Annotated in this window: 14 protein-coding genes; all 14 read left to right on the top strand. The window is 54.4% G+C overall.

Going from position 1 to position 13,961, the window contains the following annotated elements; all coding sequences use genetic code 11:
- Positions 1-191: 191 nt before the first annotated feature.
- The 14 genes from K9N21_08670 (at position 192) to ahcY (ending at position 13,757) form a co-directional block, all read left to right on the top strand.
- Positions 192-1,169 (top strand): PhoH family protein, encoded by a 978-nt coding sequence (locus K9N21_08670; protein ID MCF8143977.1) that lies wholly within the window; start codon positions 192-194, stop codon positions 1,167-1,169.
- Positions 1,170-1,171: 2 nt separating this feature from the next.
- Positions 1,172-3,712, top strand: a complete 2,541-nt coding sequence (locus K9N21_08675; protein MCF8143978.1) for an HDIG domain-containing protein — start codon at positions 1,172-1,174, stop codon at positions 3,710-3,712.
- Entirely contained in the window at positions 3,612-4,067 is a 456-nt protein-coding gene (ybeY, locus tag K9N21_08680; GenBank protein ID MCF8143979.1) for an rRNA maturation RNase YbeY, read from the top strand. The genes K9N21_08675 and ybeY overlap by 101 nt, the downstream gene beginning before the upstream one ends.
- 2 nt (positions 4,068-4,069) lie before the next feature.
- Positions 4,070-4,789: a pyridoxine 5'-phosphate synthase gene (locus K9N21_08685; protein MCF8143980.1), complete on the top strand. Its 720-nt coding sequence runs from the start codon at positions 4,070-4,072 to the stop codon at positions 4,787-4,789.
- Position 4,790: 1 nt separating this feature from the next.
- Complete coding sequence (gene acpS, locus K9N21_08690; GenBank protein ID MCF8143981.1) at positions 4,791-5,174, top strand: holo-ACP synthase; 384 nt, start codon at positions 4,791-4,793, stop codon at positions 5,172-5,174.
- A gap of 1 nt (position 5,175) precedes the next feature.
- Positions 5,176-5,625, top strand: a complete 450-nt coding sequence (locus K9N21_08695) for a CBS domain-containing protein (GenBank protein MCF8143982.1) — start codon at positions 5,176-5,178, stop codon at positions 5,623-5,625.
- On the top strand, positions 5,622-6,104 hold the full coding sequence (gene tsaE, locus K9N21_08700) for a tRNA (adenosine(37)-N6)-threonylcarbamoyltransferase complex ATPase subunit type 1 TsaE (GenBank protein MCF8143983.1): 483 nt from the start codon (positions 5,622-5,624) through the stop codon (positions 6,102-6,104). The genes K9N21_08695 and tsaE overlap by 4 nt, the downstream gene beginning before the upstream one ends.
- An 8-nt stretch (positions 6,105-6,112) precedes the next feature.
- Positions 6,113-7,336: an aspartate kinase gene (locus K9N21_08705; protein MCF8143984.1), complete on the top strand. Its 1,224-nt coding sequence runs from the start codon at positions 6,113-6,115 to the stop codon at positions 7,334-7,336.
- Between the two features lie 161 nt (positions 7,337-7,497).
- Positions 7,498-8,532, top strand: a complete 1,035-nt coding sequence (gene tsaD / locus K9N21_08710) for a tRNA (adenosine(37)-N6)-threonylcarbamoyltransferase complex transferase subunit TsaD (GenBank protein MCF8143985.1) — start codon at positions 7,498-7,500, stop codon at positions 8,530-8,532.
- An 86-nt stretch (positions 8,533-8,618) separates the two neighbouring features.
- The gene (locus K9N21_08715; GenBank protein MCF8143986.1) at positions 8,619-9,140 is read left to right on the top strand and encodes a DUF2062 domain-containing protein; all 522 of its coding nucleotides are present in this window, start codon (positions 8,619-8,621) and stop codon (positions 9,138-9,140) included.
- Positions 9,119-9,976: a 16S rRNA (adenine(1518)-N(6)/adenine(1519)-N(6))-dimethyltransferase RsmA gene (rsmA, locus tag K9N21_08720; GenBank protein MCF8143987.1), complete on the top strand. Its 858-nt coding sequence runs from the start codon at positions 9,119-9,121 to the stop codon at positions 9,974-9,976. Before K9N21_08715 ends, rsmA begins: the two co-directional genes overlap by 22 nt.
- 59 nt (positions 9,977-10,035) lie before the next feature.
- Positions 10,036-10,893, top strand: a complete 858-nt coding sequence (gene panC, locus K9N21_08725; GenBank protein MCF8143988.1) for a pantoate--beta-alanine ligase — start codon at positions 10,036-10,038, stop codon at positions 10,891-10,893.
- A gap of 141 nt (positions 10,894-11,034) precedes the next feature.
- A complete protein-coding gene (gene metK, locus K9N21_08730; protein ID MCF8143989.1) occupies positions 11,035-12,198 on the top strand; it encodes a methionine adenosyltransferase in 1,164 nt (387 codons plus the stop codon).
- 233 nt (positions 12,199-12,431) lie between these two features.
- Complete coding sequence (gene ahcY / locus K9N21_08735; protein ID MCF8143990.1) at positions 12,432-13,757, top strand: adenosylhomocysteinase; 1,326 nt, start codon at positions 12,432-12,434, stop codon at positions 13,755-13,757.
- The last annotated feature ends 204 nt before the right edge of the window (positions 13,758-13,961 follow it).

Raw genomic sequence — 13,961 nt, forward strand, 5'->3', positions numbered from 1 at the left:
ATCATGCTTTTCACCTACAATGGGTTAACAACTGGTCTATTTCTATACCAAAATGTAGGGCAAAAAGCAAGCTAAAAATGAGTCTATTTACAATTATTTCAATCGTTTAATTAACTTTTACTTTTTACGAGACCATCATATTTAAATTGAAGGATTTTTAATTGGATAAAACACCTGTTACGGATGATTCAATTATCAGCAGGGAGGTGACCTTCCCGAACCATGAATTGCTGCGAAGTCTATGCGGAGAACACAACGCCCACCTCCAATTGCTGGAAGAACGGACTGGGGTTTCTTTGAACCTCCGGGGAAATGTGATACGCATCAGGGGGAAAGATTGGGAAGTCGACCTTGTGGACGCGATTTTGAAACAGCTCTACGGGCTCCTGGAGTCTGATTACCCTCTCTATCCCAGTGATGTTGAATATGCGGTCAGGATTGTGAGCGGGGATCGCTCGGCCGATCTTAAAACCATATTCAAGGAGGAAATCTCCATCTCCTCCAAAAAGAAAACCATCTCTCCAAAGACGATCAACCAGAAGAACTACATTGACAGTATCCGTAAGTTCGACATCGTTTTTGGAATTGGTCCGGCAGGGACAGGAAAGACTTACCTGGCCATGGCCATGGCGGTGTCCTCTCTGATCAAGAAGGAGATCAACAGGGTTGTCTTGGCACGGCCCGCCGTGGAGGCAGGGGAGCACCTCGGGTTTCTTCCAGGAGACCTTTCTGAAAAGGTAAACCCTTATCTCCGGCCGCTGTACGACGCCCTTCACGACATGATGTCCTTTGAAAATGCGTCGCGACTCCTGGAACAGGGAGTGATAGAGGTTGCGCCTCTCGCCTTTATGAGAGGGAGGACCCTGAACGATTCTTTCGTGATCCTGGACGAGGCCCAGAATGCCACCTCCGAGCAGATGAAGATGTTCCTGACCCGCCTTGGTTTCAGCTCAAAGGCGGTCATCACAGGGGATGTCACCCAGACAGACCTTCCTAAAGGAAAGACCTCCGGGCTCATAGAGGCGAAAGAGACTCTCAAAGGGATACGGGGAATCCAGTTTGTCTACTTTTCGAGGGAAGATGTCGTCAGGCATCGGCTGGTCCAGGAAATCATCGACGCTTATGAAAAGATGGAAAACCGCAGACAGAGTTCAAGGGAAGTCGCCTGATTATGCCAACAAAGAAAATTGACAGATCCATATTGACGCCCGTGAATAAGAGAAAACCGTCAAGGAAAAAGGAAACGGACGCGTCCCGTGGGACGACAAAGGGGCACGGCGCCAGGGGGGGGAGCATGTGGGTTCGATCCGAGGCCAAGCGCTGGTATATCCTGCTGAGTCTGAGCGTCATCATATCCATTCTCCTGTTTCCCAGTGTTCTGACGCCACCCAAGGCATACGAATTAGGGGATGTGGCCGGTCGCGATATCAAGGCATCCCGGGATTTTCTCGTCGAAAACCTGGAACTGACGGACAAGAACCGGCAAGAGGCATTCCGGGAGGTGCTCCCTGTCTACGATTTTGATCCCACCGGAACGGATATGGCAGCCAAGATAAACAAGGCCTTTGAGTCCGGAAGGGAATATCTGGCCAAATCCATCGAACTTTCCTACGCCTATGACAGCGGGTCCCTTGCATCGGAAAAGGCGCTCTCTGATCATCTGGAGACTACGAAAGCCTTTAAAAGCCGGTTTTTCGAGATTCTTGATATCCCTTTTGACGAAAAGTCGATCGATATTTTAATGAAAACCGACTTCCCTTCGGAGGCGGAAAAGGCGCTTGCCACATTGACCACCAATCTCTTTCAAACCGGGATCGTCGGCGATAACCAGATGCTGGTGAAACAGAGCGCCAAAGGGATTGTCCTGCATGACATCCACGATGGGAAAGAGACCACTGTTACGGATCTTAACCGATTCCACGACCTCAAGTCGGCCGGGGAATTTATCGAAAGCCGGGGGAAGGTTCTCACCCGGGATATCACACCGAGAGAACTGGCCCAGACAGTAATGAGACTCGCCACCAGTCTGATAAAACCCAACCTCACTTTTAATAATCGGGAAACCGCCTTGAGAAAGGAGCATGCGCGAGAGTCGGTCAAGCCCTTCTATTTCAAGGTGAAAAAGGGCGAGATGTTGATCCGGGAAGGCGAACGGATTACCCCTGAACACCTGATCAAGCTGAGCGAACAATATAAGTTATTGAAACAGAAGGAGATGTTGGGGAGAGTGCCTGCCATGGCCATCCTCATTGCATGTCTCCTCTCGTCCATGTACATGGCGGGCCTCCTCAGCCGTCGATCTTCCGGTCCAGAGGAAAAGGACCTGGTATTTCAAGGGACAACCCTTCTGCTCGTCTTCTTGGTGGTAATTGCATTCAATTTTGTGGCCTTTGAAATCGCCAGAGGATACAGTTTCTTTTCTCCCAAGGCCTTGCTCTTTGCCGTTCCGGTGGCCAGCGGCGCCATGCTCATATCGATCTTCCATGGCATCGGCGTAGCCGCCAGTTTTTCTCTCATTATCTCGGCCCTTGCCTGCCTGGTGATAGATGGACGGATGGAATTTTTTGTCTATTTTTTTGTAGGGTCCCTGGTTGCGGCATACGGCGTGAGACAATATCGGGAAAGGGGGGTCTTTATCAGGGCCGGGCTCAAGGTCGGTGTGGCCAACATAATTCTGGCCCTTTCCATCGAGGGGTTATACGGGTCATTCTTTTCCCTTGAGGCGCTTGTTGCATTCTGTTCAGCCCTTCTTGGAGGCGTTTTGGTGGGGGTGGTGGCCACGGGGATCCTTCCGTTGATAGAAATGACTTTCAGCTACACCACGGATATTAAACTCCTCGAACTGGCGAATCTGGACCAGCCGCTGTTGCGGGAACTCATGGTCCAGGCCCCGGGTACCTATCATCACAGCGTGATCGTGAGCAACATGGTGGAGGCATCCGCCAGGGCAGTCAATGCCAATCCCCTCCTTGCAAAGGTGGCTGCCTATTATCATGATATCGGAAAGATAAAGAAGCCCCTCTATTTTATCGAAAATCAGGGAGGCCGGATGAACAAGCATGAAAAGCTGGCCCCTTCCATGAGCAGTCTGATTCTCATCTCCCATGTCAAGGACGGCGTCGAATTGGCAAGGCAGTATCGATTGGGAAAGGAGATCATCGATATTATCAGACAGCACCACGGCACGTCCCTGATCACCTATTTCTACGAAAAGGCCAGGGAACAGGCCGAAAAAAAAGGCGGAAAATGTCTTCTGGTGGAAGAGGCGGATTTCCGGTATCCAGGACCCAAGCCCCAGACCAAAGAGGCCGGGCTGGTCATGCTTGCGGACGTTGTGGAGGCGGCATCCAAGACGCTGGTGGATCCCACCCCGGCACGGATCCAGGGGATGGTCCAGAAGATGGTCAATAAGATTTTTTCCGATGGTCAGTTGGATGAATGTGAACTGACCCTGAAGGATCTTCACGAGATCGCCAAGAGCTTCAACAAGACCCTCAGCGGAATTTTCCACCATCGCGTTGAATACCCTGAACCCGCTACAAGAATCGTGGCGGTCCGCGACCGTGAAGCCGCCGCGGAACCAAGGGAATCGGTCCCCAAAAAGGGAAAAAATGGAGATACGGATTCAGTCTCACCGGGAACTTCCCGGATTGAAAAAAAGGGAGATCAAGGCCAAGTTGGCGAAGGTCTTAAGCGACTTGGGTTGTCATGACAAGGAACTGAGCGTCCTCTTCACCGATGACCGCCGCATATCAGAGCTCAATCTTCAATATATGGGGAGAACCGGGCCGACAAATGTCCTGGCGTTCCCCATGGCGGATCCCGGTACATCGGGCCAACCATATGATTTTATAACAGAATTGTTAGGGGACGTGGTCATATCCGTGGATACCGCGCAAAGAGAGGCGGGGGAATACGGGGAGTCTTTGGAACAGACGATCGACCGGCTGCTCATCCACGGGATTCTGCACCTTTTAGGCCATGACCACATCGGTTCCGAGGAGCAGGCGGTTCTCATGGAGAAAGAAGAGGAACGGTTGATGGCATTAGTAGGGGGAGGGAAATAAGAATGGCACGGTTAGCGGTGAATGTGGATCATGTCGCCACGGTGCGCCAGGCCAGGGGAGGCGACGCGCCTGACCCGGTCCTTGCGGCAGGTCTGGCTGAACTGGCAGGCGCCGAGGGCATCATCTGCCATCTCAGGGAAGACCGGCGGCACATCAACGACAGGGACCTGAGACTCCTGCGGGAGACAGTGAAGACCCGGCTGAACATGGAGATGGCCGCTGTCGAGGAGATCGTGGATATCGCACTGGATGTCAAGCCGGATCTGGTCACCCTGGTCCCCGAGAAGAGGGAGGAGCTTACCACCGAAGGGGGACTTGACGTCAGGGCCCGGCCGGGTCATTACAACAATATGGTCCGACGTCTCAAGGGGGCGGGCATCCGGGTCAGCTTTTTTATTGATCCCGATCCTGAGCAGATCAAGGCGGCCCACCAGTGCGGGGCGGATATTATAGAGGTCCACACAGGTCACTATTCAGAGGCGCGATCCGAACCGGAGGCCGTGGAACAGTTTGGCCGAATTGCCCGGGCCGTTGAATCGGCCGCAACCCTGAACCTCGACATCAGCGCCGGGCACGGGCTTGATTATGTAAATGTAAAACGATTCAAGGACCTGTCCCATATCCAGGAATACAGCATCGGACACAGCATCGTGGCCATGGCGGTCCTGATCGGTTTTGAACAGGCGGTCCGGAAGATGATCGATCTGGTCAAGTATTATTAGCATGATTTATGGAACCGGCGTAGATCTGGTGAGCATCCGGAGGATGGAGAAGGTGCTTCTCACCTGGGGAGACAGATTTATCAAACGGGTATTTACAGACCAGGAGGCCCGAATCTGCCGCCGACGACCCGCTCCCCACGCCGCCTTCGCGCTTCGGTTCGCTGCCAAGGAGGCGTTCTCAAAGGCCTTGGGCCTGGGTATGCGAAGGGGGATCCGCTGGCGGGATATCGAGGTGTTCAACGATCCTTCGGGAAAACCCGGCCTGAGGCTTTTCGGGGTGGCCGCGGAGACCTGCCGGGAGAAAGGGATAACCGGCATTCACCTGAGTCTTTCAGACGATGGGGATTACGGCATTGCCATGGTGGTGATGGAAAGGGGGGCATGAGATGTTAAATGCCAGCGATATTATGACGACAGAGGTGATTACCGTCAAAAAGGAGACCTCCCTGAAAGAGTTGGCGGGGATCCTTTACAACAACCACATCAACGGGGTCCCCGTAGTCGTCGACGACGGGTCGCTTATCGGGATCATCTGTGAAAGCGACCTGATCCGCAAAGACAGGAAACTCCACATCCCTACCGTGGTGACCCTCTTCGATGCGGTTATCTATCTTGAAAACCCGAAGAATATCGAAAAAGAGTTCCAACGGGTCAGCGCCGCCACGGTCGCAGATCTATACACCAAGAAGCCCGTCACCGTAGATGAAAAGGCCCCTATCGATGAAATCGCCACCCTCATGACCCAGAAGAAGATCTACACCATCCCGGTCATGGATGGAAATCGCCTGGTCGGGATTATCGGCAAGGCAGACCTGATAAGGACGATTGCGGGGTGAATGGGGATTCCGTCACCTGCCGGACATCTTCCGGTGAGGAGACCGTCTGCCTGGGCCGGCGATTGGGCGCACACCTGCAAGAGGGAGATGTGATCGCCCTTGCCGGGGACCTGGGGAGTGGAAAAACGTGGTTTACCAAGGGGCTGGCCTTGGGGCTGGGGGTTTCGCCTGACCAGGTGGTCACCAGTCCCACCTTTGCCCTCATGAACGCGTATGAGGGCAGGTGTATGCTGTTTCATATGGATGTCTATCGCCTGGAAACGGCCGCTGATTTCTTGAATGCCGGTCTTGATGAATATCTGCATGGAAACGGTGTTTCAGTGATGGAGTGGGCCGATCGCTGGCCCGAAATCCTCCCCGAAAGACATTTGAAGGTCCGGATTAAAATTCTGGACGAGCACTCCCGCGAAATTACGCTTTCCGGACACCATCCGGAGGCGGTGAGCATTCTGAGAGCGGTGAAAAAGGAGGTAAGATAAGAGCGATTATGGCACTCATTGTTCAGAAGTACGGCGGAACCTCGGTGGGCAGCATTGAAAAAATCCGTGCGGTCGCCGAGAGGGTGATCCGGGTCGCCGAGGAGGGCAACCAGATGGTGGTGGTCCTGTCGGCCATGGCCGGTCAAACCGACGGGCTCATCCGGCTGGCCCACGAATTGACCGAGGACCCGGATCCGAGGGAGTTGGATGTCCTCATGTCCACAGGGGAGCAGGTGAGTGTGGCCCTCTTTGCAATGGCTGTAAAATCGATGGGCCATGATGCGCGTTCCCTCCTCGGGTTCCAGGTGGCGATCCGCACCGATGATCTGTTCGGGAAGGCGCGGATCCACGATATTAAAACGGAACGGATTGCCCGGGACCTGGAAGACGGCAGGATCATAACGGTGGCGGGGTTCCAGGGTATCGATGATCATGGAGACATTACCACGCTGGGACGAGGCGGGTCCGACACCACGGCCGTTGCCCTGGCCGCAGCCTTGAAAGCGGATGTCTGCGAGATCTATACGGATGTCGACGGCGTTTATACCACAGATCCCAACGTCTGCCCGAAGGCCAAAAAAATGGATTTCATCGCCTACGAAGAGATGCTGGAGATGGCCAGCCTGGGGGCCAAGGTCCTTGAAATCCGATCGGTTGAATTTGCAAAAAAATTCGGCGTGCCGATTCATGTGAGATCAACATTTACCGATGAAAGGGGTACCATGGTGGTTGCGGAGACAAAGGATATGGAGAGGGTCGCGGTATCGGGGGTTGCCTACAACAAGAATGAGGCACGGGTGACCATCCGCAAGGTGCCGGATCAGCCGGGGATCGCCTCCCGGATATTTGATCCTGTTTTCAAGGCCGGCATCGTAGTGGACATGATCGTTCAGAATACGAGCCAGGACGGGATGACCGACCTGACGTTTACCGTTCCCAAGACCGACTTCTACAAGACCATGAAGCTGGTCAGCGAGGTGGCCGCGGGAATCGGCGCAGAACGGGTCTTGGGTGATGAAGATATTGCCAAGGTCTCCATTATCGGCGTGGGGATGCGGACGCACGCCGGGGTCGCCAAAAAGATGTTTGCGACCCTGGCCCAGGAGAATATCAATATCATGATGATCAGCACCTCCGAGATAAAGATATCCTGTGTTATTGAAGAGAAGTACACGGAATTGGCGGTGCGGGTCCTCCACAGGGCCTTTGGTCTGGACGTGGAAAACAAATAACCGGGATGAAAAGGACAGTGTCCGGATCTAATTTTGCGCAGGACAGACGCAAAAACGACTGAAGGGACCCAAATGAGCAAAGCGACTGCACGCCATATTTGTTTTTCGTTCCACGTTCGATGGTCGACGTTCGACGTTCGACGTTCTTGCGACTTTTTTCCATGATCATCCTAGGCATCGATACCTCCTGTGATGATACATCTGCCGGCGTGGTGATCGACGGAAAATCGGTCCTCTCCAATGTGGTCCATTCTCAGGTGGAGGTCCACCATCCCCACGGGGGTGTCGTCCCTGAACTGGCCTCCCGGGAACATACCCGGAACATCATGCCCGTGGTTGAGGAGGCCCTGTCGAAGGCCGGTATTCAATTGGACGACCTGGACGGCGTTGCGGTAACGGTCGGGCCGGGACTGGTGGGAGCACTTCTCGTAGGTCTTTATTATGCCAAAGGACTGGCGTATGTCCTAAATATCCCACTGGCAGCAGTCAACCACCTGGAAGGACACATCCTCTCCATCTTCCTGGAAGAGACCCCTCCCCCGTTTCCCTTTGTCGCCCTGACGGTCTCGGGCGGACATACCAGTTTATATCATGTGGAGGGATTTGGCCGCTATGTGCTGATGGGCCAGACCCTGGATGATGCCGCGGGCGAGGCATTCGACAAGGTCGCCAAGATCTCCGGTCTCGGCTATCCGGGCGGGGTGGCCATAGAACGAATGGCCGGAAACGGGGTCTGCGACAGGGTTCTGTTTCCCAGGGCGTATATGGAAAAAGACTCCCTTGACTTCAGTTTCAGCGGCCTCAAAACAGCGGTTGCCCTGTATATGAAAAAATGGCACGAAGATGGGGAAACGCACGATCAGGGAACAACCCTTGCCGACATTGCAGCCTCGTTCCAGGAATCGGTGGTGGACGTGCTGGTTCACAAACTAATGGCAGCGAGGAGGCGGACCAACGCCCCATCGGTTGTCATGGCAGGAGGCGTCGCATGCAACCAAACGCTCAGGGAGAGGGTGTCCGAAGCCGCGGCAGAGGAAGGGGTTCGGGTCTATTTTCCGAGGCCTGAATACTGCACCGACAACGGCGCCATGATTGCAGCGGCCGGCTATCATCGGCTGCTTCGAGGGGAGACCGCCGACATGTCCGCAGATGTGAGATCCAAGTTTTCGATAGACAACCTCCCTCTCCCGGATTGAAACTCAAATCCCGCGCAAGGGGGGGAATCTTTGAACCCGTGACCGCTCATTTTTTCATCTCCATGTGTAAGGAATAGATTACCACTTTGGAACTCAAAAGGCAGATCCGATATTATTATCTCAGATTCATCCGTCTAAGGGGAGAACCCCATGAACTGGCCCTTGGGATGAGCTTCGGCATCTTCGCCGGCATGATGCCGATTATGCCGGTTCAGATGGCCCTGGCTGTGGCCCTGGCCCTTGTGTTTAAGGGGAGCAAAATCACCGCGGCCCTCGGCACCTGGATCAGCAACCCGCTGAACTGGTATTTTCTATACTATTACAGCCAAAAACTGGGGGCGTATGTATTGGGCATAGAGGGACAGCAGATGGGGAGGTTTTCTTCCATCATGGCATCTGTCCGCCTGGGTGAGGACGCTATGGTGATCGCAGAGAAAATCTTGGCGGCCGGGGGACTCATGATTGGCTCCTTTCTCACAGGCGGTCTGATCATGGGAATCGTCACCGCAATCCCCTCCTACTTCATTCTCCTCTTTATCTTTAAAAAGATAAAGGCCTGGCGCGAATCGAGGAAGGGCAGGAAAAATTGGCGCGTCACAGATTATTGAGCCGGGAGAGATCTCTTCAGCCCGACAAGCGGCTGGGCCAGCATTTTCTTATTAATGCAGTCATCCCCGACAAAATCATCTCTTCAGCAGGCTTCCGATCGTCCGACGTGGTCCTGGAAATAGGTCCCGGACAGGGGGCCCTCACCCTCCCCCTTTCCAGGGCCGTTTCCAGCATCGTGGCCGTGGAAAAGGACATCCGCCTGACGGATTTTCTTCGAAAAAGGCTCTCCGCCTCGGGCATTACCAATGTAAATCTTGTCTGTCAGGATATCTTGAGATTCGATTTTGACGCGATCCCCCTCCCGCCTTCGGAAAAGATCCAGGTGATCGGCAATCTGCCGTACAACATCTCTTCTCCCGTACTGAAGAAACTGATACATCATCGTGACCGGCTGTCACGGGCGGTGCTCATGTTTCAGCGAGAGGTTGCCGAACGGCTGACCGCCTCCCCATGCACCAAGAATTATGGGGCCATGACCCTCCTGATTCGCTACCATGCCCGGCCCACGCGTCTGCTTGAGGTGCCGAGGAATACCTTCCATCCCGTTCCAAAGGTCGATTCAATGGTCATCGAACTCGATTTTGAGCAACCATATCCCAGTCACGGGGTCGGCGAAGACGATTTCAGGAAAACGGTAAGATGGGCCTTTGCCCACAGGAGGAAGACCCTGCTGAATTCTCTTAAGGGATATCTCCCCGGCCGGGACCCGCGTGTCCTCTTAAAACAGATAACGGGCTGCGGCATCGACCCCGCAAGACGGGCAGAGACCCTTACCATGGATGAGTTCCTGAGGCTTGCGTCGATCCTTGAGGTTGACAAGCCTGAAACGGATTGATATAAAATTTGATTTTGCTGTAACAGGGGGCTGTATGGCGCCCTTCCCGAGGCCTGGTCATGGAAGTGATAACAACCGTTCGAGAAATGCAGGAGAGATCCGATGCATTGCGCGGCGCAGGGCGGACCATCGCCCTGGTGCCGACCATGGGGTTTCTCCATGAGGGCCACCTGGAATTAATGCGGGCAGGGAAGTACCACGCGGATGAACTGATCATCAGCATCTTTGTCAACCCGACCCAGTTCGGGCCGGCCGAGGACCTCGACAAATATCCGAGGGATACGGAGGGCGACCTTCAAAAGGCCCGTGACTCTGGAGTCGACATCGTCTTCATGCCATCGGTTGAAGAGATATATCCGGATCATTTCCAGACCCGGGTCCAGGTCGAAAATCTCCCACAGCACCTCTGCGGCCTTTCCAGACCCGGCCATTTTGACGGGGTTGCCACGGTCGTTGCCAAGCTGTTCAATATCACCAAACCCCATCTGGCGGTTTTCGGGCAGAAGGACTATCAGCAGCTGGCAATCATCAGTCGGATGGTCATGGACCTCAATATGGACATCCGGATCCTGGGTGTTCCCACAGTGCGCGAACCGGATGGTTTGGCCATGAGTTCCAGAAACACCTATCTAAGCCAGGAAGAACGGGCGTCTGCCCTCTGCCTGAAAGAATCAATCGATCTGGCCCGGGATTTATTCCAAGGCGGCGAGAACAGGGCGAAGGCCGTTGCTGATGCGGTCAGGTCTCTCATCCTGGGCCATCCCTTTACCGATATCGATTATGTTGCCCTCTGCGATCCGGTCACCCTGGACGATGTGGATGTCCTCCAAGAAGAAGTCCTCCTGGCCCTGGCCGTTAGGGTGGGTAAGACCCGGCTTATCGATAACTGCCTGCTTCGAAAGGCTTCAAACCGATAAGCGGCATTCGAAAAAAAGACCTGTCTATGGCTTCGGGTGACCGGCGCTTAACACGCACCCTATTCAGCATGGACCCTCGGCCGAACAGGGACGCATCAACACCCAACGTTGTATGTATACATACATGAAAGGAGATACCAAATGAAACCATCCAACTTTTTATTCACCTCCGAGTCGGTCACCGAAGGCCATCCCGATAAGGTTGCCGACCGGATCTCCGACAGCATTCTGGATGCCATCTTGGAACAAGACCTCAAGGCGAGGGTGGCGTGTGAGACCCTGGTGACCACCGGCATGGCCATGATCTCAGGCGAGATCACCACATCCGCTTACGTGGATATGCCGGAGGTCGTGAGAAATACCATCAGGGACATCGGTTACAGAAATTCCTCCATGGGGTTTGACTGGGAAACATGCGCGGTGCTCTCCACCATTGACAAGCAGTCCCCGGATATTGCCATGGGAGTGAACGGGACAGGTCTTTTCAAGGAGCAGGGGGCGGGCGATCAGGGTCTCATGTTCGGGTACGCATGCACTGAAACCAAGACACTGATGCCGATGCCGATCTACCTTGCCCATGGTCTGACCAGGAGACTGGCCCACGTGCGAAAATCCGGCCAACTTCCCTGGCTGAGGCCGGACGGCAAATCCCAGGTCACTGTTGAATATAAAGAGGGAAGTCCTTCCAGAATTCATTCGGTGGTTATCGCGGCCCAGCATAACCCTGATGTGGATTACGATACCCTTCGCGAGGCCATCATTGAACAGGTCATCCAGGAGGTGATCCCTCCTGAGATGCTGGATAAACAGACCGAATATTTTATCAACACAACGGGCCGGTTTGTGGTAGGAGGTCCCATGGGAGATTGCGGCCTCACCGGACGGAAGATTATTATGGACACCTATGGCGGATTCGGGTATCACGGCGGCGGGGCTTTTTCCGGAAAAGATCCCTCCAAGGTGGACCGGAGCGCCTCCTATATGTGCCGGTATATCGCGAAGAATATTGTGGCCGCAGGATTGGCGGAAAGGTGCGAAATCCAGGTGGCATACACCATTGGACGGGCCCAACCCGTTTCGGTGATGGTCGGCGCCTACAGTACGGGCGTCCTTCCCAGCAGTGAGTTGACGGAGATCGTCAAAAAGGAGTTTGACCTGAGGCCGGCGGCGATTATCGAACGGCTCGACCTTCTCAGACCGATCTATGCCAAGACCTGCAACTACGGTCACTTCGGCCGGGAGAAATCCGAATTTACCTGGGAAAAAACAGACGCGATCGAGGCCCTCAAGAAAGCGGTAAAATAGATCGTCGGCCGGCTCGCAAGGATTGTAAGGGCCGAAATACGGACAGACACCCGCAATTCTCATTATACGCTGGGCTTGGAGTCAAGATCCTGTGTGGGTGGCATCTTGCCACGAGTTTTCGCGGCTTGTCTCAGATCCCGTCTTTAGCGGGGGAACCCGCTCCCACAAGGTGATTTTTCCATAATGAGACTTATTGAACAGACCCATAACATCAAAAAGAGAGGTTAACTGAAATGGATTATGATATCAAGGACATCGGGCTGGCAGCAAAGGGCCGCCTGAGGATTGAATGGGCCGGGATGAGCATGTCGGTCCTCAAGATCATCAGAGAACGTTTTCAAGAGGAAAAACCCCTCAAGGGGCTCAGGCTTTCCGCCTGTCTCCATGTCACAACGGAAACCGCAGCCCTTGCCAAGACCCTGAAGGCCGGGGGGGCCGACGTGGTGGTGTGCGCGTCCAATCCCCTTTCAACCCAGGACGACGTGGCCGCTTCCCTGGTGGCAGATGACGAGATCCCGGTGTTTGCCATCAAGGGAGAGGATCATGGGACCTATTACAGTCATATCCTTTCAGCCCTCAAACACGAGCCCCACCTGACCATGGATGACGGCGCCGACCTGGTCAGTTCGCTCCATTTCATTGCCCTGAAAAAATGGGGCGATCTGGAGTCCTCTGTCAGTGAGTGGGGAAGGGGTCTGTCTGAGGCAGACCGGGAACGATTTCTTTCGAACGTCATCGGCGGCACCGAAGAGACCACCACCGGCGTCATCCGGCTCAGGAGCATGGAAAAGGACGGGGTGCTCCAGTTCCCCATCATCTCCGTCAACGATGCCGACACCAAACACCTCTTTGACAACCGTTACGGGACCGGCCAGAGCACCGTGGACGGGATTATCCGGGCCACCAACCGGCTCATTGCCGGCGCGGTCTTCGTGGTCAGCGGCTATGGCTGGTGCGGACGGGGCGTGGCCACTCGGGCCAAGGGTCACGGAGCCCATGTGATCGTGTGTGAAGTGAGTCCTCTTCGGGCCTTGGAGGCGGTTATGGACGGGTTCCAGGTCATGCCCATTGCCCGGGCAGCGCCGCTGGGAGACTTTTTCTGCACCCTGACAGGGGACATGAACGTCATCCGGGCCGAGCATTTCTTGGTCATGAAAGACGGGGCCATGGTCTCCAACTCGGGCCACTTTGATGTGGAACTGGATCTCAAGGGGCTCGCCGATGCCTCACAGACCAGGCGTCCCGTCAGGGAGTTTGTGGAGGAATTCAGCCTCAAAAACGGTCGCAGGGTCTATCTGCTGGGGGAAGGACGGCTTATCAACCTGGCCGCCGCAGAAGGACACCCCTCCAGCGTCATGGACATGAGCTTTGCCAACCAGGCCCTGTCAGCGGAATATATGGCCAAAAGCCACGCCGATCTCAAGAAAAAGGTCTACCCGGTCCCTGCGGAGATCGACGAGGAGATCGCGCGACTCAAGCTTAAATCCATGGGGATCGAGATCGACACGCTCACAGAAGAGCAGGAACGGTACCTCTCCTCATGGGAGATGGGCACCTGAGAGAAGTGCCTAAAGTAATCTAAAGCGGATACCAGCAACCCCAATATCTCACACCCCAGTACCATTTTCCGAAGCTACGGGGTAAACAAAGACGCACACAAAGGATTTTTTTGTAAAGAAACGGAGAAAGCCCTTTCTTTGTGTTCTTTGTGGCTCCGTGTGAGTCAATGAACTGAGGTAGGGATGTTCTTGGGTTTTTATGAC

It is taken from the genome of Deltaproteobacteria bacterium, from assembly GCA_021737785.1.
In the GTDB taxonomy this organism is placed as follows: domain Bacteria; phylum Desulfobacterota; class DSM-4660; order Desulfatiglandales; family Desulfatiglandaceae; genus AUK324.